Genomic DNA, 19,522 nt, shown 5'->3' on the forward strand with positions numbered 1-19,522 from the left:
GAGCCCTACGCGGCGTGCCTGGCCACCGCGGCGGCGCCCGTGCCGGCCAGGACGAAGAGCGCGGCCAGGGCGAGCCAGCCCGCCGTACGGTGTTCGACGGCGGTGGTGACGAGGATCGGCGAGACCATGGCGGCCAGCGCGTAGCCGGTCTGGCTGAGTCCCTGGTAGGCGCCCGCGCTGCGCGGGTCGGCCAGTTCGAAGGCCAGGCCCCAGCCGCCCGCCTCGCCCAGGATCTCTCCCATGGTGTGGGCGAAGGCGGCCAGCAGGAACAGGACGCAGGCGACGATCACGTTCCCGTAGGCGGCCAGGGCGTACAGACCGCAGGCCAGGGCGAGCAGCCACGAGGCGCGCCTGACCGTGAGCCCGGCCTGGCGCACGTCGTCGGTGCCCCGTGAGGCGCGCACCTGGAGCGCGGCGACGACCACGGTATTGAGGACGAGCAGGACGGACACGATGGCGGTGGGCGCGTCGGTGGTGGCGACCCAGAGCGGCACGCCGACGGTCAGCAGGCCGAACTGCATGGCCACCACCGCGTTGCACACCACGCTCGCGACATACCTGCGGTCCCTGAGCGGCGAGGGCCCGCCGGAGGCCGCGCGCTGCCTGACGGCGGTCATCCTGGCGGCCGGCTCCGGCACCTGACGCCCGAGCCCGGCCAGCGGCACGGTCGCCGCCAGCAGCAGGACCCCGGCGGCGACCATCGCCACCCGGTAGGCCGCCGCGGTGCCGATCAGCAGCGCCGCCGCGGCGGCGCCCGTGCCCAGGCCGATGAAGACGTTCGTGACCACCCGCATCCGGGCCCGGATCTCGACCCGCTCCGGGCCGGGGTACCACCGGGCCAGCATCGCCTGCTTGGAGGCGGACCCCACCGAACGCATGATCACCGCCATGCAGGCGATCAGGGTGAACACGACGGCGTCGGAGACGAACGTGTAGGCGAGCAGTGCGAGCCCGTTGAGCCCGGTCGCCACCGTCTGGACGCGGTGCGCGCCGACCCGGTCGGCCAGCCACCCTCCCGCGTACGAGGCCAGCACCCCGGTGCCGCCCGCGATGCCCAGCCCGAGACCCACCGTCTGCACGCCGAGCCCGATGACGAGCGTGAAGTACAGCGTGCTGACGGTGTAGAAGACGCCGCTGGAGAGCGCGAACGCCATCGTGCTGAGGGTCAGCGAGCGGGCGACGCGGTCGCTGGGGAAGAACGTCTGGATCACGGGGCCTTTATCCCGTGATAGGGCCTTTGTCGCCAATTGATGTAGCGTATGGCTTCATGGCGGGGCTGATCGAGTACGAGCTCGCAGGGATGGACGTCGCGGACGTCCGTTTCGCCATCTCGCCCCTCAACGAGCTCACGCTGTCGTTGCGCACGTTCCGCGACCCCGGGCGCTACCCGGTGCACCTGCCCTGGCTACGCCGCACCGAGCAGGTCCGCTCCACGCTGGACGTGCCCCTGCTGCGCGCGCTCACCAACGACGACATGTGGACGCCGGACTACCTGTCGCCCCGCCCCCACGCGCCGCTCACCCGCATCGACGACGAGTTCGCCGCCCTGGCCCGCGTGCCCGCCGGCCGCGTGCTCGACGACCTGCGCTCCATCCACCCCCGGCTCCCCGAGCCGTTGCGCGGCGACCCGTCGGCCCGCATCCTGGACGCGCTGCGCGACTACTGGCGCACCTGCTTCGCGCCGTGGTGGCCCAGGATGCGGGCGGTCCTGCAGGCCGACGTGGTCCACCGGGGCCAGGTCATCTCGGCACACGGCCTGGCGGCGATGTTCGCCGACCTCAACGAACGCGTCCAGCTGAAGGACGGGGTCGTCCGCATGCGGCTGATCAGCGACGCCCGCTACCGGCGCGCCACCAGCGGCGAGGGCCTCACCCTGGTCCCGACCCTCTTCAGCCGGGCCCCCACGACCCCCATCTCGCCGTCGGAGCCCCCTTTGGTCATGTACGGCACCCGCGGCGCCGGCACGCTCTGGCAGTCCGAGCCCCATACCTCCCCGGCGGTGCTCACCGACCTTCTGGGCGCCACCCGGGCAGGGCTGCTCACCACGCTCGAAGCCCCCGCCTCCTCGACCGAGCTCGCCGGCCGCCTGGGCGTCACCCCCTCGGCCGTCAACCAGCACCTTCGCACCCTCCGCGCCGCCGGCCTGCTCGCCAGCGCCCGCCACGGCCGCTCGGTCCTCTACCTGCGCTCCGAACTCGGCGACGCCCTGGTCACCGGTTCGGGACTCCGCCGTGAAGGGGATTGAGCAGGGCGCGCTCAGGCACTCTCCGTCCTCCTGCGGAGAACCATGCGCTGCATGGCGACCCTAGTGAGGACCGCCCGCGGCGGCGTCACGCTGACCGCGAAGGCGCCGGTCAGCGGCGGCGGTAGGTGGCGATCGACTCGGAGTCGCCGTTCACGAACGACGCCATCAGCCGCAAAACCGGCCGTTCTCGCCTGCCAGATCATCGCCCGCCGGTCCCACTGCCTGCCGCCCACCGCGACGTACGGGTCCCGTGGACTCGCGCTCGATCAACGCCGGCTGTGACACCCACTCCCGCGCCTCCGTGCGCCCGTTGATCCGCTCCAGTGCCAGGTCGGCCGCGACGCGGCCCATGGCGGTGCCGTACTGGGCGACGGTGGTGAGCGAGAAGCGCGGGTGCGAGGCGAACTGGGTGTCGTCGTAGCCGACGACGGAGACGTCATCGGGCACGCGCAGCCCATGCTCCGACAGCGCCCGCAGGCTCCCGAAGGCTCCCTGGTCGGACCCGACGAACAGCGCGGTCGGCGGATCCCCCCGGTCGAGCAGCGCCGCCGTGGCCCGGTAGGTCTCGGCCTCGCTGCCACCGCAGGTCGCCACCGACAGGTACGCGTCGAGCCCCAGCCGTCGCATCGCCTCGCGGTAGCCGGACTCGCGTACGGCGTGCGGGCTCAGCATGCCGGGCCCGGAGACGTTGTGCGAGAGGTGAGTGATCCGCCGGTGCCCCAGCGTCGCCAAATGCTCGACGGCCAGGGCCGCGCCTGCTCGGTCGTCGTTGACGACGCGGTCGTAATGGTCGCTCGCGTCGTGCCTGGCCACCACCACCGTCGGCAGCCGCTGGGCGAAGGAGTCGAGCCAGGACGCGCGCACCTTCGGCGAGACGACGATGACCGCCTCCACCTCGCGGTCCCACAGCGACTCCATGCCGGGGTTTCGCTCGCTGGTTTCGTGGTCGAAGGGGGAGACGAGCATCCGGTAAGGGCCGGTGTCCAGCTCCTCGTAGACGCCGTCGAGGATGTCGGCGAAGAACTGGCCGCGCAGCAAGGGGACGGCCACCCCGATGGTGCGGGTGGCGGTGCGCATGGCGCGGGCGGCTTCCCGGGGGCGGTAGCCGAGCTCGGCGATGGCCCGCTCGACGCGTTCGCGCATGCGCGGGCTCACGCCGTAGGCGTCGCGCAGGACCTTCGACACGGCAGCCCGTGACACCCCTGCCGCGGCGGCGACGTCGGAGATCGTGGGGCGCGAGGAACTCATGTCAGCAACATAGCGGTCCGGAACTTCCCTCTTGAAAAATGTAGATCGATCCACAATAGTCGCTTCACACAACGCGGACCAGCGGCGTGCGGGCCGTGGAACCCCCTACACGAGGTATCGACGCAGATGACAGAGACGACGGCCAGGCGTGCCTGGAGAACGGCCGCGCTCGGCGGCATGGCCTCCTACATGGACGCGGCCACCATCGTGGGGACCGGCACCGCGCTGGTTCTGTACAAGCAGCAGCTCGGGCTGAGCCCGTGGATGATCGGCACGGCGTCGTCCGTCCTGACGCTGGGCCTGGCCCTTGGAGCCGTGTTCGGCGGACGGCTCGGGGATCTGCTGGGCAGGCGCAGGGTGTTCACCTACGACCTGGTCGTCTTCGTCGCCGGTCTCCTGTTGCTGGCCTTCGCCGTCCAGCCGTGGATGATCTTCGTCGGTGTGGCCGTCACGGGTCTGGCGATGGGCGCCGACATCCCGACCTCCTTGGCGCTGGTGGCCGAGGAGGCGCCGGAAGGCCGGCGTGCCAGGCTTGTCGCCTTCTCGCAGGTGCTCTGGAGTTGTGGCGGATTCGCTGCCTACCTCATCGCGTTCCTGGTCTCAGGGACCGGAGCGATCGGCGCGCGGATCATCTACCTGCACGTGATCGTCGTGGCCTTGGTGGTGCTCGTGCTGCGCCGGAGGCTGCGTGAGTCGGAGGAGTGGGTACGCGAGCGCGACCGGCAGCAGACCGGTCCGGCCGAGGGCGTGCGCGGCGACTCCTGGCGCGTGCTGACGTCCAGGCCGCTGCTCGGCGCCGTCGTCGGGCTCGGCCTCTTCTACGCCGTCGGCAACCTGGTCGCCAACACGTTCGGCCAGTTCCAGACGTTCCTGTTCACCGAAGTGGCCGGGGCGCAGGTGTCGACGGCCACCCTCGTGGGGATGCTGGCCTATCCGCTCGGATTCCTCACCATCCTGATCTTCATGAAGTACGTGGACGGGCCCGCCCGGATGCTGCTCTACACGATCGGTGTCGCGATCATGGCGGTCGGGACGGCGATCCCGCTGATCGTGGGGCTGAACACGGTGACGCTGATCATCCTGAAGTTCGCCATCACGATCGGCGCGAGCTTCGCCGGCGAGGTCATCTTCAAGGTGTGGTCGCAGGAGTTCTTCCCCACCCTGATCAGAGGCACCGCGCAAGGCGTCGCCATAGCCTTCACCCGCTTCGTGGCGGCGGGCTTCGCGCTGGTCACCCCGGTGATCGCCGACACCAGCCCCCAGGCGCTGATGGTGGTGCTGCTCGCCGCCGTGCTCATCGCCGCCCTGATCGCGTGGACGTGGATCTTCCCGCTGCGCCGCCGCATGTCGGCCGCCGTCGATCCCGTGGCGGTCCGGTGAGCGTCGACCTGCGGCTGCACGGCATGCCGGCGCGGCGACCGCGTCTGTCCTGGCGGACCACCGAGCCGTTCGACGCCTACCGCATCGAGCTCACCCTCGCCGGCGGGCGACCCGTCGTCCACACGGCGGAGGGCGCCGACCAGCTCGGCGTGCGATGGCCGTTCGCCCCACTGGACTCCCGCGCCGCCGGAGCGCTGCGCGTCAGCGTCGGCAGCCGGGGCCGCTGGGGCGACTGGAGCCGGCCGCTGGCCTTCGAGACGCCGCTCTTCGGCGCCGGGGACTGGAGCGCGCGCTTCGTCTCGCCGCGGACCCTCGGCGGGGTGCTCACCGCCGCGCCGCTGCTGAGCCGTACCGTGAAGCTGCCCGCGGCGGTGACCCGCGCCCGCCTGCATGTCACCGCGCTCGGGCTGCACGTGACGCGGATCAACGGCGAGCGCGTCACCGACGAGGAACTGGCGCCCGGCTGGACCAGTTACGGCCGGCGGCTGCGTTACCGCACCCACGACGTGACGGCCCTGCTCAGGCCGGGCGAGAACGAGGTCACCGCGCTGCTCGGCAACGGCTGGTACCGCGGCAGGCTCTACTCGCGCGGCGAGCGAGCCCTGTACGGCGACCGGCTCGCGCTGCTGGCGCAACTGGAGATCGAGTGCGCCGACGGCAGCACGCACCTGGTGGTGACCGACGAGAGCTGGCGGGCGCACACCACGGGCGTCCTCGCTGACGACCTCTACGACGGGCAGACCACCGACCTGCGGATCGGGCGCGGACCGGGCGAACCGGTGGAGGTGCTCGACGAGCCGCTCGACCAGCTCTTCCCCGGCGACTCTCCGCCGGTTCGGCCGGTCGCCGCAGTGCCGGGCGGCAGGCGGTACGCGGCCCCGTCGGGGGAGCTGCTGGTGGATTTCGGGGAGAACCTGGTGGGCTGGGTACGGCTGCGCGTGCGCGGACGTGCCGGGCAGGAGGTCGTCGTCCGGCACGCCGAAGTGCTGGAGGACGGTGAACTGGGCATCCGACCCCTGCGCAGTGCCCAAGCCACCGACCGCTACGTGCTGGCCGGTGGACGGACCGAGGTGCTGGAGCCGTCGCTGACCTTCCACGGCTTCAGGTACGCGGGGCTGCGTGGCGTGGCTCCTGAGGAGATCGAGTCGGTCGAAGCGGTCGTCCTCAGTTCCGACCTGCGCCCCACCGGGCATTTCCGCTGCTCCGATCCCGACGTGCAGCAGCTCCATGACAACGTGGTGCGCAGCATGCGTGGCAACTTCCTCGACGTGCCGACCGACTGCCCCCAGCGGGACGAGCGGCTCGGCTGGACGGGCGACATCCAGGTCTTCGCGCCCGCGGCCGCCTTCCTGGCCGACTGCTCGTCCTTCCTGTCCTCGTGGCTGCGGGATCTGGCGGCGGAGCAGTTCGAGGACGGCTGCGTGCCGTTCGTGGTGCCGAACGTCCACCACAACATCCTTCCCGCTGCCGCCGCGTGGGGCGATGCGGCCACGATCGTGCCGTGGACGCTCTACGAGCGTTACGGCGACGCCGAGGTGCTGCGCGAGCAGTATCCGAGCATGCGGGCGTGGGTGGAACGGCTGCGCGCCTTCGCGGGGGAGGACGGCCTGTGGGCCGGCCGGTTCCAGTTCGGCGACTGGCTGGACCCGGCCGCCCCGCCGGACGCGCCCGGCGACTCCCGCACGGACAAGGACCTGGTCGCCACCGCGCACTACATCCGCAGCACCGACCTGCTGGCCAGGGCCGCCACCGTGCTCGGCCTGACCGACGACGCGCGACGCCACCGAGACCTGGCGGCGCAGGTGAGGCGCGCGTTCGTGGCTGCCTACGTCACGGAGCGCGGGCTGATGGTCAGCGACACCCCCACGGCCTATGCGATGGCCCTGCACTGGGACCTGCTGCCGACGCCGGAGCAGCGGGAGGCGGCTGGAACGAGACTGGCCGACCTGGTGCGAGGCAACGGCTTCCGGGTGGCGACCGGATTCGTCGGCACACCGCTGATCACGGACGCGCTCACCGAGGCGGGATACCCGCACCTGGCGTTCCGGCTGCTCCTGGAACGCTCCTGCCCGTCGTGGCTCTACCCGGTGACGATGGGGGCGACGACGATCTGGGAACGCTGGGACAGCATGCTGCCCGACGGCTCGATCAACCCCGGCCAGATGACCTCGTTCAACCACTATGCGCTGGGCGCGGTCGCCGACTGGCTGCACCGGCGGGTGGCCGGCCTCGCGCCCGCCGCCCCCGGCTACCGGCAGATCGAGGTCCGCCCGCTGCCGGGACATGGGCTGACCTGGGCGGAGGCCGATCTGGAGACTCCGTACGGCGATGCGGGCGTGGCGTGGCGGATCAGTGGCGGCACCCTCATCCTTGAAGCGCGGGTCCCGCCGGGGACCGAGGCGATCGTGCACCTGCCGGGGCGCGAACCGTTCCGGACCGGCCCCGGCCGTCATCAGTGGAAAGCCGAGCTGCCGCCGCCGGCGTCACCGGAAGTGATCGCGGACGCCGTCGACGACGCCCTGTTGTGGGAGCGCCTGACACAGGTGATGACCGCCCATGGCGTGACCGGTGATCCGGCGGCCCTGGCCGCTCGCGGGTTGCGCCTGCCGCTGTCCGAGCTGGCCTCCGTGGTCGCCCCACGTGCCACACCGGAACAGGTCGCGCGGCTGCAGTCGGCCCTGGAAGAACAACTGCGACCGTGAGCCGAGGTCGGGCCGGGCGTGGTGGACGGCCTCAGGTTCGGTGGGTGGTGGGTCGTCCATCGAGGCGTCGGGGGGGTGAGCGCACCTTGAACCGGGACGTCAACGCGCCCCGGGCCCGGCACCGGCGGCTGTGGCCCGTGCGGGATTCCCGGCCCAGACCTTGAGCAATCGCGCCCCGGCCAGGGAAGGCGAGCCTGGCGCAGGCAGGCATGAGACGAGCCCCAGCCGTCGCGGACGTGGTCGCCGTGCTCAGGTTCTGGCGCCGGTGGACAGGACGCGCCCGACGAGGATGTCGGTGAACCTGTCCGGCTGCTCGAACAGCGACCGGTGCCCGGCGCCGGGCAGGACGGTGTGCTCCTTTTGGGGCGCCACGAGGGTGGCGTACCAGTCGTCCAGCAGCCGGCTGCGTGCCGGGACCTCGTCGGCGCCGTCGATGAAGTAGACGGGGACGGCGAGCCGCGGGACGCGCGTCCGCAGGTCGAGGTCGCGGGCCCGCGGGTAGTAGCGGTCATAGGCGTCGAGGAAGCCGGTGACGAGGTGCACCTTGTCCAGCAAGGAGTATTCGGGCGCGGCCAGGCTCTCGTCGAGGCCGCCCTGTCCGTTCCCGGTCGCGTAGACCTTGCTCTCGGCGAGCAGCATCGGCTCGTAGCCGTACATGCCGGCATAGGGCGGGGGCCCGGCGGCCTCCAGCGCGGCGGCGAGGTCGCGGTCACGGTGGCCGCGCGCCCAGGCGAGGGTGTCGGCGTACTGGACGCGGTCGGCGGCGCCGGTGTTCACTGCTTGACCGACGCCGACGTAGGCGTGGAACAACTCGGGCCGCCGTTGCACGGCGAGCACCGCCGGCAGGGTGCCCCCGGAGTGCGCCAGGAGGTAGATCCGGTCCTTGCCGAATCGGGTTCTGAGGTAGTTCGCGGCGGCGAGAATGTCGCCGGTCTCGCTCGCCGGGGTCAGCGTGGCGGTGGGTTCGAGCGTCGGGTAGGAGCTGCCGCCGCCACGTCGGTCGAGGGTGGCGACGACGACGTGGTCCTCCAGCGCGGACAGGTGCCTGCGCACCGCTCCGCGTTCGGCCGCGCCGGGCGCGCCGGGGACGAACAACAGGACCGGCTTGGCCGTGTCCCGGCCGCGGATCATCAGCCCGAGCCGGTGTGAGCCGCTCGGGACGGTCGTCAGCTCGGCGACGGCACGCTCACCGGCGATCGGGGCGGTGCTCGCGGGCAGCGCGACGCCGACCGCCAGCGCGGCGACGATCACCGCGAGCACGCCGATCAGCGCCCGGCCGAGCCAGCGCCGGACGCGGCCTGCTCCCGATCCTGAGCGGGCGAGGCCGGTTCCCTGTCCTGAGCGGGCGAGGCCGGTTCCCCAGGCAGCGCCGACGAGCATCGGAAGCAACGCGAGCAGCCCGTGCACGCCCCGCCCGGCGAGGAACGCGAGCACTCCGAACAGCCCACCCTGCGGCGCGTCGACGCTCGGCCCTTCCGCGCCGGTCCGGACGATCTCGAAGACCAGGGCGAACACCGCCGGCGCCGCGATCATCGCCCATCGCGACCTGGCGAGGTATCCGGCGACCCCGCCCACGACCAGGCTGAGCCCGATGCTGGTCAGCGCCGCTGCCGGGGTCAGCGGCCCGCGCGGCGTACTCACCCCCGCGACCGCTCCCCACACCAGCGGTGCGAGTACGGGCGCAACCCTGTTCATGATCATCGCCACCCCTTCACCTGTAGCAGTCGCTACATGCATATGAATGTAGCATGCGCTACATTCACGGGTGGGACTGCTACGGTCGAGCCATGGATCGTCGTGCCGAGCTGGCCGAGCAAGTGCTGGACTACGTGCTCGAACACGGTCTGATCGGGTTGTCGCTGCGTCCGCTGGCCACCGCCCTGAACACCAGCGACCGCATGCTGATCTACCACTTCGGCAGCAAGGAACGGCTCGTCGGCGCCGCCCTCGCGCTCGCGCAGCAGCGGCTGGCCGCGGCGGCCGAACCTCCCGGCGAGGCGGTGCGCAGCGTCGCCGACCTCGTCAGGCATCTGTGGTCCAGCCTCGCGCACCCGAGCGGCACGCAGGCCACCCGGCTCTATCTCGACCTCTCCGTCCTCGCCGCCAAGGAACCCGAACGCTGGAGGGCCGCCGTCGAACAACTGCGCGGGCCGTGGCGCGAGCCGTTGCGAAGCGGCCTCCTCGCCCTGGGGGTCGCGGCGGGCGAGGCGGAGCCGCTCGCCGACCTCATCCTCGCCACACTCGACGGCCTGGCGCTCGACCGCATGGTCGCCGCGGACCCGGCGCGCGCCGACAACGCGGCGGCGGCCTTCGCCGACCTCCTCGACCGCCACCCCGGCTGACCCCGGAAACCCGGCCGGCAGCGCAGTAACCACTAGTAGGCCGGCGCCACCCTGGCGGTCAAGGCAAACCTGCAGCTCACAGCCGTGAGTGGGGTATTGACCCGTTCACCCGACGTCAAGCCCGTACGAAGCGTTCGTTCCCGGGGTGCGGCCCGTCTGATCGGCCGGTGGCCTATGCGCACGTGTTGAAGTACTCGACCTCGCGGATGTATCTCTTCCACTCCGCTGGGCTCAACGGTCCGCGTGCCCGGTCGCAGACCGCCGTGGCGACTCGCTCACCGTCGAGGGGATGCGCGCGCACCACGCCGTCCGGTGTGGCGCTGAACAGCGTTCGGCCGTCCGCGCTGAACGCCAGCGTCGCGTTGCTCTCGAAGCCCACATCGGTATGGCCGTCGAAGATCATCCCCAGGGGTTGCCGCGTGTCCGCGTCCCACAGCCGGATTCTGTCGCCGGCTGCGTACGTGGCGATGGTTCGTCCGTCCGGAGACCAGACAAGGGTGTAGATGCCGCCATCATCCACGGCCGGGAACCGGAAGCCGCTGGTGCCGGTGAAATCCGGATTCCAGAGCGACAGCGGCTCGGCGTCCATGCTGACGGCCACGCGTCCACCGTCAGGGCTGAACGCATACGGCCCGCCGGGCAGGCTTCCCGCTCCTTCCGCCCGCGGCAACCGGGCGCCGCGCAGCGGATCCACCAGCGTGATCTCCGGTGCGAACCCGGTCACCAGCAGCTTTCCGTCAGGACGGAAGGCCATGTTCTCCGATCCGTTCACCTGCTTCACCGTCCTCACGGTGGAGGAGGCCACCGTCCACAGTTCGAGCGGGGAGGACATGGCCCCGTCCACGGTCCAATGAGCGGGAGCGACGGCGAGCGTGGCGCCGTCAGGACTGAAGGCGAGACCGGCGACGCTGTCCGCCTGCTTGCCCGCGACCCCGAAAGAGCTGATCGGCAGGGCCGTGGACGTGTCCACGATCACCACTCCGGCATGGGACCCGGAGGAGTTGGCCGTGCGTGGCATGCCGCCTATGGCGAGCTTTCTCCCATCCCTGCTGAAGGCGAGCGCAGGACGATGCAACGTCCCTTCGCCGACGTCGATGGGCTGACCGAGACTTCTCCGGCCGGCCACGTCCCACAACCGCACCCGGCCGGCTCCGTACAGGGCGAGTATCCGACCCCCCGGCCCGAGGAGGGCCTTCCCCTCAGCCGTCCCGGGCAGGGCGGGGCGGTCGTGCAGGCTCCTCAGATCCATCGTCGACACGGTGCTCGTCAGGCGGACCCTCATGACGTGGTCCGGCTCGTCGAAACGGACCTGGTCGATCGGCGCGCCGAGTTCGCGCTGCAGGACCATCTGACCATCAGTGAGTCGCAGCACGGTCAGGCTCTTCGCACCCTCACCTTCGTAAGCGAGAAACCGGTCGTTGTAGCCGAAGGAGTGGATCTTCCCTGCCGGCCCAGCTCCGTCCCCCTTGAGCGCGGTTCCCGAGGGCACCCTTCTCAGCAAGAGCTTGCTCCCCGCCACACCGGCCTGACCAGGCGGCGGCGGGACGGAGGCCGTGACGGCCAGTGTCCGGCTGTCCTCGCTGAACACGGCACCTTGGACGTCCTTCTTCTGAGGCAGCCAGTCCGCCGGGAGCGCTCGGTTCGTCCTCAGCGCCCAGAGCTCCGCCCGTCCGTCTCCGGTGGAGTAGACGACACCCAGGGTGCCGTCGGCGTTCACCGCGTCCACGCCCGCGCCGGATCCGGCGCGGATCTGGCGACGGGTGGCCAGGTCCCACCAGTGCGCGCCGGTGCGGCTGCGTGAAAGGTCGGGGACGGAGAGGAACCGTCCGGCGGGGTCGAACGCCAACCTGCCCGCGTTGCCCTGGCTCGCTCCGCTCGCGAAGCCGTTCCCCATCGCCGTACCGGTCGGGACATCCCACAACCGCACCTCGCGGTCGTCCTGGACCGCCAGGACTCGTCCATCGGGACTCAGCGCGCCCATCACCGCCGTAGGACTCACGCCCGAGAACTCGCCGGCCTTCCGGCGTTCGCGTACGTCCCAGAGCCTCACCAGGCCGGCCCTGACGCTCACCAGGGTGCGCCCGTCCCGGCTGGTCGCGTAGACGGTGTCGGCGGTCACGTCCGGATCGGTGAACGAGTCGAGCCCGTCGTCCGACAGCGAGTCGTACAGACCGCCGCGCGACTGGGGGATCGAGGGGCTGAGCCGCCATGCCGCCACGCTCAGCCGCATGGCCAGCCGGGGGTCACGCCGGCGCAGGTCGGCCGCGCGCAGCAGGAGCGAACGAGCCGTCGCCTCGTCGCGCTGGCGGCTGGAGACTTCCCGCAGGTGCTCCGCCAGGCCGAGCCCGCCGAGCGTCGCCACGAGCAGGACGACGAGCGTGACCGCGATCAGGCCGCGGCGCTTGGACTGCCGCCTGGCCTGCTTGGCCGAGACGTCGAGGAACTCGCGCTCCAGCGCCTGCGGCGTGATGTCCCGGCGCTCGGAGGAAGCCCAGCCCAGCGTCCTGTCGAGGCCGGAGCCGTGCAGCAGGTCGGCGGGCTTGCGGCCGTGCTCGTCCCAGAACCGGGCGGCCGCGGTGAGCCGCCGGTGAATGTGCAGGCCCTCGCGGTTGTCCGCCACCCAGTGCCGCAGCCGCGGCCAGGCCTGCATCAGGGCCGGGCTGGCCAGGGTGTAGGCGGAGTCGACCTCGGTGATGAGACCGGCGGCCATGTACAGGGACAACAGCGACTCGACAGGTCCGGTCGCCGCCAGCTCATCGCGGGGGACGTGCCTGACGGTCTCGTCGTCCTCCTCCGTGAGACCCACCATCCGGAGGAAGAGATCAGGCGCGAGGGTCCGCTCTCCGTCGGAGAGCTCTCCGAACAGCTCCTCCGCGATGGTGCCCAGATCGGGCTCGGCCGGTAGCGGCGCCCGCACCGCCGCGGCGACGTCGCCGCCCTCCACCAGCAGCCGGTCGTCGTCGCGGTCGTCGTCGCGGACGTCGAGCAGGCCGAGCAGCACTGTTCTGGCTGAGGGCCGTTCATCCGGGTTCCGGGAGGTCGCCGCCGTGACCAGCGCGTCGAGCAGCTCGGGCAGGACGCCGGGATCGGGCCGGAAGCCGAGCACGGTGTTGACCACCGACAGCGGCTCCTGCCCCGGAATCGGGTCGCGGCCGAGCGCGGCGAACAGGACGACCAATGCCCAGGCCCACATGTCGGCGGCCGCCGCGGCCTCGCTCCCCGCGAAGACCTCCGGCGCCATGTAGTTGGGCGTGCCCATGATCGGACCGGTCGTCGTCAGCGGCCCGACCTCTCGGGCCACCCCGAAGTCGATCACTCTCGGCCCGTCGGGGCCCAGGATGATGTTGTCCGGCTTGAGATCGCGATGGACGACGCCCACCTGGTGAATGGCCGTCAGCGCGGTCGCGACACCGATGGCCAGCCGCCGCAGCGCGTCGCCTCCGTACGGCCCGGCCTCGGCGACCACCTGACGCAGGGTGGGGCCGGGTACGTACTCGCTGACGATGTACGGCTCGGCGACGTCGGTGCTGACCTCGATCACCCGGGCGGTGCAGAACGACGACACCCGCTGGGCGGCTGCCGCCTCCTTGCGCAGCCGGGCGCGCGAGGCGGTGTCGCTCAGCCTGGGCACCTTGACGGCCACCCGCCGGCCTGCCTCGTCGTAGGCCTCGTAGACCACGCCCTGGCCGCCTGCGCCGAGCCGTCTCGCCAGCCAGTAGTCACCGAGCCGGTGCGGATCCGAAGGGGTGAGCGGAACAGGCGACATGGGTGGCATTCTGGGCCCTCTGTCGATCTTTCGCGCGCCGCCCGAGGATTCCAGGGGTGCGCTGGACGTGCGTGCCGGCACCCGCCGTCCCGAAACCCGGTAGCCGTTCGCCGACCGCAGTGATCTCGACGCCTACCTCCGGATGGCGGAGGAGTTCACGCGCGCGAGCTCTCCTGCCGCGTGACGGGGATCCCCGGCGTCGGCCCCGTCGAGAGAGATCTGGCCGCCCACGTATAAGGACGTTCGCGACGCGCCTGATCGGCCGGGAAGAGAGTTCGTCTTCGTGGCACGGCGTGCCGGTTGACCTCATCGGTGATCTGTAAGGCTGGACGACGGTACGCACTTGCTCAAAGCATGACCGACCGGGCGCCGTCCTCGGGTATCCCGCGAAATCGATCTTGTCAAGAGTTGATCATTTAAGGCCCGTACCATACTTTTTCGTTCATCCGACCCTGACGGGAGCGACGGATGAATCTGAATGCGGCAGTTGCGACCGGAGCCGCTGCTCAGGTCGTACTCATCGTGGTTTTCCTGATAGCGGCACTGTCAAAGACCATAACCCACCGCGAACTCGGCCGGACCATCGCACAACTGGGTCCGGCGGCTCTGGGATGGCATGCCGCGATCGCGGTGATCGGCGTCGAGATGCTGGCCGTGATCGGCCTGACGGTGGCGCCGTCCGCCTTGTGGCCCCGCGCGCTCATCGTGCTGCTGGCGCTGGCGTTCGCCAGCGCCGGGATCCGCGCGCTGAGCCGTGGCGAGAAGATCAAGTGCGGTTGTTTCGGGAACGGCGGCGCGGTGCTCGGCTGGCGCCAGGTGCTGTACCTCCCGCTGTGGTCGGCGCTTGTCGTGCTGGCCGAGGCGAACCCGCCGACCTGGACCGGGCAGGAGGGCCTGTTCGGCCTGGCCGTGGCGCTGCTGGCCATGGTCGCCTGGAAGCTGAGGGCCGAACTGCGCCTGTTGCGCCCGCTGCGGGAGGACCGGATGGTGCTTCCCGACCCCACCCAACCCGAAGCGGAGGTGCACGCCGCATGACGACGGTGCTGCTCATCGTGATCTGCCTGCTGGCCGTGGTGCTGTTCGTCCAGATCGGCGCGCAGGTGGAACTCTTCCAGCAGGTCAAGCAGATCCGGGGCTACCTCGACATGGAGGACAAGCCCACCCCGGTGGAGCTGGGCACCCTGGAGGGTGCCCCGCCGAGCCGCTTCGGCCTGCCGGCGGCCCTCGACGAGGCCGAGCGGGCCATGGTGCTGTTCCTGTCCAACAAGTGCGAGACCTGCCACAACCTGGCGTCGGCACTGCGTGGGGGAGCGGTGCCGCCATCGATGTGGGTCGTGGTCGTCCCGGTGTCCGGGGACGGCAACGAGTTCATCGCCGAGTTCGGGCTGTACGGCGAGCGGGTCGTTCTCGACGAGGACGAGAGCATCGTCGGCAGCATCGGGCTCGACATCACACCCGTCGCACTCCACGTCACCGAGGGGAAGCTGACACGGGCCCACACGGTGCCGACGGTCAGGCAGATGTACGCGGCCGCTCCCGTTCCCTACAAGCACAACCTGGCCGGCAAGCCCTCCGTACGGCACTGATCCGATTTCACCCCACGGCCAGAGAGGCCAATATGGATCACCTCCACAAGATGTCGGAAGGACCGGACGCGTCGAACCGGCGAGGATTCCTCGGCTGGATGGGCAGGGTCGGTGTCGCGGCGATCGGCGCGGTCGCGGGCGCGACCGTGATGACCAAGCCGGCGGCGGCGGCGAACTGGCGTTGCTGCAACCTCGCCCTCCCCAACACCTTCTGCAAGACCAACAGCAGCGGGCAGTACGTCTGCCCGTCCGGCTACAGCATGAAGGTGTGGCAGTGCTGTAGCGGCTCGGCGCCGTACCAGCGGAAGTACGCCTGCGGTGAGTGCACGAAGGGCGCCGACTGCGGTTCGGGCCCGTTCATCTGCTCGGCCGGCTGGACCGTCAACGCCAACGGCTGCTGACAGCGACCGGGTGGCCGGTCCGGCGCGATGGCCGCGGCCGGCCACTCCGGATGGAGGATGTCGTGTCCCTTGACACCTGGCTGACCTTCGCGCTGCTCCTGCTCATCGCGAGCGCGGGCTTCGCGCAGTTGTTCAGCTTTTGAGGCCTTTCCTTCGTCGGATACCTCCGCCCCCTGGTCCAGGGGAGAGTTCCCGGGGAGAAGCCCATGTACCGGCCGATCCTCATGCTCATGCTCGGCTTCAGCCTCTCCGCGCTGCTCGCGTACGGGCTGGTGCATCTGCTCGGCTCCGGCCTGTTCGGCGGGATGCCGGGGACGGGCGCCAAGCTCGCCGCGGCGACGGTGATGCTCGCCTGCCTGGTCATCGACTCCGGCCTGTTCGGGCTGCGCACGCCCATGTGGCGGCGCCAGACTCCGCAGCAGCATTTCTACCGGTTCGGCCCGGCCAGGGGAGCGCTCCTGTGGGGGCTGGACACCGGCCTGGTCCTGACCACGTTCCGGGTCACCTCGCTCACCTGGGCGGCGCTCGGCGTCACGCTGTTCGGGCTGGTGCCGTGGTGGGCGGGTCTCGCCTACGCGATCGGCTTCACCTGGCCGGGTTTCGCGCTGGTCGCGATCGTGCCGTCGTCGAAGGACCTGGTGGAGATCCCTGAGCCGATGTGGCTGATCGACTGGCTCATGGAGAAGGAGAAGCCGGTCAGGCGGCTGATGCTGGGCCTGCTCACGGTCGTGTTCGCCGGCGTCGTCGCTTCGTCGTTCCTGGGCTGACGCGCCGCCCGCCGCTCGCGCGGGCGGCGCGTCGAAGGTCAGCAGGCGCCGTTGAAGAAGGAGATCTCACGCCGGACGACGGGCTCGCCCGGCACCCGGAACTCAAGCGGGACGCAGGCGGGCTCCTTCACGTAGAAGCCGCCCACGAACATCGTGTCGTGGTCCGAGCACGCGGTGAAGGACACCGAGTGATCGGCCTCGGCCGGGGTGCGGGCGTTCCTGGACGGCTCGGAGTAGAGCAGGCCCGCGCTGTCGTGGAACTTCGCCGGGATGGACACCGTGATCGTCTTGCCCTTCCTGACCAGCGCGCCGACCTTGAACCTGTGGTCGCTTCCGTACTGCTCGGCCCGGGCGTCGCCCCACGCGAGCAGCCCGGGGATGAGCAACGGCCCGACCACGAGGTCGTCCGGCTCGGCCGTGCGGCTCGCCGTCTTCTCTTCCGGGAACTCGCCGTTGCGGTTCGCGCAGTTCAGCACCCGCGGATTCGCCAGGCTTCCCGGCCGGCCGGACGACTGCGCCGCCGTTCGCGCGTCGGCCTCCCCGGCGGCACAAGCGGTCAAGGACGGCAGCAGCGCCACCAGCGCCGCCCAGATCGATCCCCTGCGTACACCTTTGAAGATCATTATCCAGTTGTACACCGCGGTGCCGGAGGTGGCCAGACGTCAGTGGATCACCTTCGGCGCCGTGGTCGCCGTCCGCGAGTGAGTGGCTCGGCGTGAGAAAGATCTTCAGTCGGAGCCCCGGAGCGGGTTAAGATCACCAGCGGAGGCGTCCGGGTGCCTGGTGGCCCTCTCGGTCTTCAAAACCGATGGCGCCGAGCATCTCGGCGCGGCGGGTTCGATTCCCGTCCGCCTCCGCCAGACCTCACCCCTGGAGTCCTGCTGAGCATCGACGCGTTACTGGCCCGGGCACGTGCCGGGCTGCGCCGCCTGCCGCCTGCCGAGGCCTTCGCGGCGGCGAGTCGTGGTGACGCCTTCATCGTGGACACCCGGCCGGAATTTCAGCGGCGCAGCGGCGGCGAGGTGCCCGGCGCCATCGTGATCGAACGCAACCATCTGGAGTGGCGGCTCGATCCCCGTTGCGACGCGCGGATCCCCGAGGCCACCTCGGCGCACATCCGCTGGATCGTCCTGTGCGACGAGGGATACTCCTCCAGCCTCGCCGCCGCGGCTCTCAGGCAGATCGGGCTGGCGAACGCCACCGACGTGATCGGCGGCTTCCAGGCGTGGATCGCGGACGGGCTGAGGGTGAGCCGCCCCGCCGCCCTCACCCGGCCACGCGGTCCGGGCGAACCAGGCACGGACACGAGGCTGACGGCCGCCGAGCGCGCATGTGGGTGATCGCCACCGCCGGGCACGTGGACCACGGCAAGTCGGCCCTGGTCCGCGCGCTCACCGGGATGGACCCTGACCGCTGGGCCGAGGAACGACGCCGGGGCATGACCATCGACCTCGGCTTCGCCTGGACCACGCTCAGCTCGGGCCGGCAGTTGGCGTTCGTCGACGTTCCCGGGCACGAGCGGTTCGTCACCAACATGCTCGCCGGCGTCGGCCCGTGCCCCGCGGTCATGTTCGTGGTGGCGGCGGACGAGGGGTGGCGGGCCCAGTCCGCCGAGCACCTGGCCGCCCTGCACGCCCTGGACGTGCGGCACGGCCTGCTGGTGGTCACCCGCACCGACCTCGCCGATCCCGGACCGGCGCTGGAGGAGGCCCGCCTCCACCTGGAGGGGACGAGCCTGTCGGGGATCGACGCCGTCTCCGTCAGCGCCCGGACCGGGCAGGGCCTGCCCGAGTTGTCCGCCGCGCTCGACCGGCTCGCGGCCGGCCTCCCGGAACCGCGCCGGGACGGCCCGGTGCGGTTGTGGATCGATCGGGCGTTCACCGTCACCGGGGCCGGGACCGTCGTCACCGGCACACTCACGCACGGCACGCTGCGGGTGGGCGACGAACTGCTCGCCGGGCCGGACCGGCTCCAGGTCCGCGGCCTTCAGGCGCTCAACCAGCGGCGGGACGCGGTGTCGGCGACGGCCCGCGTCGCCGTCAACGTCAGGGGCGCCGACCGCGACACGCTGCCCCGAGGCACCCCGCTGCTGACCCCGGACGCCTGGATCACCACCCGGTCGGCGGACGTTCGCCTGGAGCCCGGCGCGGACGTCGGCCGGGAACTCGTCTTCCACCTGGGCTCCGCCGCCGTTCCGGTCCGGCTGCGCCCTCTCGGCGCGGGCACGGCCCGTCTCACCCTGGCCCGGCCCCTGCCGCTCAGGGCCGGTGACCACGGCCTGCTGCGCGATCCCGGCCGCCGGATGATCGTGGCGGGGGTCCGCGTCCTCGACGTACGGCCGGCGCCCCTGCGGCGACGGGGAGCCGCGGCGGTCAGGGGGGCCGCGCTCGCCGGGGTGACCGTGCCCACCGCTGCCGACCTGCTGCGCTGGCACGGACTGCTGAGCCGGGCCGAGCTGACCGCGATGGGCGCCGTCCCTGACGGGGCGCCGGTGACGGGCGACTGGTTCGCCGACCCCGGCCACTGGTCCGAGCTGCGGCGCCGCCTGACGGAGCAGGTGTCGCAGCGCGACCAGGGAATCACGGTGGAGGCCGCCGCCCGGCTGCTCGGCCTGCCCGACCGGCGGCTGGCACGGGCGCTCGTCGCCGAGCCGTTGACCATCAGAGCAGGGGTGATCGTCAACGGCGACTTGGCGCGGGCGCCGATGCCGCCGCAGGTCGAGAAGGCCGTCGCCCGGCTGCGGAGCGACCTCGCCGGCCGTCCCTTCGACGCCCCCACCGCCGAGCGCCTGACCGAGCTGCAACTGACCGGCGCCGCCCTCGGCGCGGCCATGCGTGCGGCGGCGTTGCTGCACATCGGGAGGAACGTCGTCCTCCTGCCGGACGCGCCGGAGCTGGCGGTCGCCGTGCTGAGCACGCTGCCCGCGCCCTTCACCGTCAGCCAGGCCCGCACAGCCCTGGGAACGAGCCGCCGCGTCGCCGTACCGCTCCTGGAGTACCTCGACGCCCGGGGCCACACCCGTCGGGTCGACAACGACTCCCGGATCTGCCTTCCACCCGCCGGGGCCGGCGGCCGTGGGTGATCA

The 19,522-nt window shown here is 71.5% G+C and carries 15 protein-coding genes and 1 tRNA gene; 11 read left to right on the plus strand and 5 right to left on the minus strand.

The genetic code is table 11. The features are described from left to right. Positions 1–5 precede the first annotated feature (5 nt). The gene (locus tag AB0J46_RS38005) at positions 6–1,211 is read right to left on the minus strand and encodes an MFS transporter (RefSeq protein ID WP_364339235.1); all 1,206 of its coding nucleotides are present in this window, start codon (positions 1,209–1,211) and stop codon (positions 6–8) included. A gap of 56 nt (positions 1,212–1,267) precedes the next feature. Between AB0J46_RS38005 and AB0J46_RS38010 the strand changes: the two genes are divergently transcribed. Next, positions 1,268–2,245 carry a DUF5937 family protein gene (locus AB0J46_RS38010; RefSeq protein WP_364339237.1) on the plus strand — a complete coding sequence of 326 codons (978 nt, stop codon included), beginning with the start codon at positions 1,268–1,270 and terminating at the stop codon, positions 2,243–2,245. A gap of 165 nt (positions 2,246–2,410) precedes the next feature. On the opposite strand, the gene AB0J46_RS38015 is transcribed toward AB0J46_RS38010, so the two are convergent. Next, a complete protein-coding gene (locus AB0J46_RS38015) occupies positions 2,411–3,493 on the minus strand; it encodes a LacI family DNA-binding transcriptional regulator (protein ID WP_364339240.1) in 1,083 nt (360 codons plus the stop codon). A 126-nt stretch (positions 3,494–3,619) separates the two neighbouring features. Here AB0J46_RS38015 and AB0J46_RS38020 point away from each other — a divergent pair, with 126 nt between their 5' ends. Beyond that, complete coding sequence (locus AB0J46_RS38020) at positions 3,620–4,873, plus strand: MFS transporter (RefSeq protein ID WP_364339242.1); 1,254 nt, start codon at positions 3,620–3,622, stop codon at positions 4,871–4,873. Further along, a complete protein-coding gene (locus AB0J46_RS38025; protein ID WP_364339244.1) occupies positions 4,870–7,575 on the plus strand; it encodes a family 78 glycoside hydrolase catalytic domain in 2,706 nt (901 codons plus the stop codon). The genes AB0J46_RS38020 and AB0J46_RS38025 overlap by 4 nt, the downstream gene beginning before the upstream one ends. A gap of 249 nt (positions 7,576–7,824) precedes the next feature. On the opposite strand, the gene AB0J46_RS38030 is transcribed toward AB0J46_RS38025, so the two are convergent. Beyond that, complete coding sequence (locus tag AB0J46_RS38030; RefSeq protein WP_364339246.1) at positions 7,825–9,270, minus strand: alpha/beta hydrolase; 1,446 nt, start codon at positions 9,268–9,270, stop codon at positions 7,825–7,827. 92 nt (positions 9,271–9,362) lie between these two features. Here AB0J46_RS38030 and AB0J46_RS38035 point away from each other — a divergent pair, with 92 nt between their 5' ends. Beyond that, the gene (locus tag AB0J46_RS38035; protein WP_358298068.1) at positions 9,363–9,917 is read left to right on the plus strand and encodes a TetR/AcrR family transcriptional regulator; all 555 of its coding nucleotides are present in this window, start codon (positions 9,363–9,365) and stop codon (positions 9,915–9,917) included. Between the two features lie 172 nt (positions 9,918–10,089). On the opposite strand, the gene AB0J46_RS38040 is transcribed toward AB0J46_RS38035, so the two are convergent. After that, positions 10,090–13,683, minus strand: a complete 3,594-nt coding sequence (locus AB0J46_RS38040) for a serine/threonine-protein kinase (RefSeq protein ID WP_364339249.1) — start codon at positions 13,681–13,683, stop codon at positions 10,090–10,092. 468 nt (positions 13,684–14,151) lie between these two features. Here AB0J46_RS38040 and AB0J46_RS38045 point away from each other — a divergent pair, with 468 nt between their 5' ends. From AB0J46_RS38045 to AB0J46_RS38060, 4 genes are all read left to right on the plus strand, one after another. Then, the gene (locus AB0J46_RS38045; RefSeq protein WP_364339251.1) at positions 14,152–14,718 is read left to right on the plus strand and encodes a MauE/DoxX family redox-associated membrane protein; all 567 of its coding nucleotides are present in this window, start codon (positions 14,152–14,154) and stop codon (positions 14,716–14,718) included. Further along, positions 14,715–15,269: a hypothetical protein gene (locus tag AB0J46_RS38050; RefSeq protein WP_352354283.1), complete on the plus strand. Its 555-nt coding sequence runs from the start codon at positions 14,715–14,717 to the stop codon at positions 15,267–15,269. Before AB0J46_RS38045 ends, AB0J46_RS38050 begins: the two co-directional genes overlap by 4 nt. 98 nt (positions 15,270–15,367) lie before the next feature. Further along, on the plus strand, positions 15,368–15,670 hold the full coding sequence (locus AB0J46_RS38055; RefSeq protein ID WP_357703959.1) for a hypothetical protein: 303 nt from the start codon (positions 15,368–15,370) through the stop codon (positions 15,668–15,670). A 206-nt stretch (positions 15,671–15,876) separates the two neighbouring features. Continuing rightward, positions 15,877–16,437: a hypothetical protein gene (locus tag AB0J46_RS38060; RefSeq protein WP_358298058.1), complete on the plus strand. Its 561-nt coding sequence runs from the start codon at positions 15,877–15,879 to the stop codon at positions 16,435–16,437. 38 nt (positions 16,438–16,475) lie between these two features. Here AB0J46_RS38060 and AB0J46_RS38065 read toward each other — a convergent pair whose 3' ends face one another. Further along, a complete protein-coding gene (locus AB0J46_RS38065) occupies positions 16,476–17,060 on the minus strand; it encodes a hypothetical protein (protein WP_364339255.1) in 585 nt (194 codons plus the stop codon). Between the two features lie 141 nt (positions 17,061–17,201). Between AB0J46_RS38065 and AB0J46_RS38070 the strand changes: the two genes are divergently transcribed. The 3 genes from AB0J46_RS38070 (at position 17,202) to selB (ending at position 19,519) form a co-directional block, all read left to right on the plus strand. Then, positions 17,202–17,297 (plus strand) — tRNA-Sec (locus AB0J46_RS38070). A gap of 69 nt (positions 17,298–17,366) precedes the next feature. Beyond that, the gene (locus AB0J46_RS38075) at positions 17,367–17,777 is read left to right on the plus strand and encodes a rhodanese-like domain-containing protein (RefSeq protein WP_364339315.1); all 411 of its coding nucleotides are present in this window, start codon (positions 17,367–17,369) and stop codon (positions 17,775–17,777) included. Then, complete coding sequence (gene selB, locus AB0J46_RS38080; RefSeq protein WP_364339257.1) at positions 17,768–19,519, plus strand: selenocysteine-specific translation elongation factor; 1,752 nt, start codon at positions 17,768–17,770, stop codon at positions 19,517–19,519. The genes AB0J46_RS38075 and selB overlap by 10 nt, the downstream gene beginning before the upstream one ends. Positions 19,520–19,522: the final 3 nt, after the last annotated feature.

Origin of the sequence: Nonomuraea sp. NPDC049758 (genome assembly GCF_040674635.1) — a bacterium.
Lineage (GTDB): Bacteria > Actinomycetota > Actinomycetes > Streptosporangiales > Streptosporangiaceae > Nonomuraea.

What these genes read in the sequence shown, in the direction of transcription:
- AB0J46_RS38010 (WP_364339237.1), top strand. Translation starts at nt 1,268, where the DNA reads ATGGCGGGGCTGATCGAGTACGAGCTCGCAGGGATGGACGTCGCGGAC.
- AB0J46_RS38015 (WP_364339240.1), bottom strand. Translation starts at nt 3,493, where the DNA reads ATGAGTTCCTCGCGCCCCACGATCTCCGACGTCGCCGCCGCGGCAGGG.
- AB0J46_RS38020 (WP_364339242.1), top strand. Translation starts at nt 3,620, where the DNA reads ATGACAGAGACGACGGCCAGGCGTGCCTGGAGAACGGCCGCGCTCGGC.
- AB0J46_RS38030 (WP_364339246.1), bottom strand. Translation starts at nt 9,270, where the DNA reads ATGAACAGGGTTGCGCCCGTACTCGCACCGCTGGTGTGGGGAGCGGTC.
- AB0J46_RS38035 (WP_358298068.1), top strand. Translation starts at nt 9,363, where the DNA reads ATGGATCGTCGTGCCGAGCTGGCCGAGCAAGTGCTGGACTACGTGCTC.
- AB0J46_RS38040 (WP_364339249.1), bottom strand. Translation starts at nt 13,683, where the DNA reads ATGTCGCCTGTTCCGCTCACCCCTTCGGATCCGCACCGGCTCGGTGAC.
- AB0J46_RS38045 (WP_364339251.1), top strand. Translation starts at nt 14,152, where the DNA reads ATGAATCTGAATGCGGCAGTTGCGACCGGAGCCGCTGCTCAGGTCGTA.
- AB0J46_RS38050 (WP_352354283.1), top strand. Translation starts at nt 14,715, where the DNA reads ATGACGACGGTGCTGCTCATCGTGATCTGCCTGCTGGCCGTGGTGCTG.
- AB0J46_RS38055 (WP_357703959.1), top strand. Translation starts at nt 15,368, where the DNA reads ATGGGCAGGGTCGGTGTCGCGGCGATCGGCGCGGTCGCGGGCGCGACC.
- AB0J46_RS38060 (WP_358298058.1), top strand. Translation starts at nt 15,877, where the DNA reads ATGTACCGGCCGATCCTCATGCTCATGCTCGGCTTCAGCCTCTCCGCG.
- AB0J46_RS38065 (WP_364339255.1), bottom strand. Translation starts at nt 17,060, where the DNA reads ATGATCTTCAAAGGTGTACGCAGGGGATCGATCTGGGCGGCGCTGGTG.
- selB (WP_364339257.1), top strand. Translation starts at nt 17,768, where the DNA reads ATGTGGGTGATCGCCACCGCCGGGCACGTGGACCACGGCAAGTCGGCC.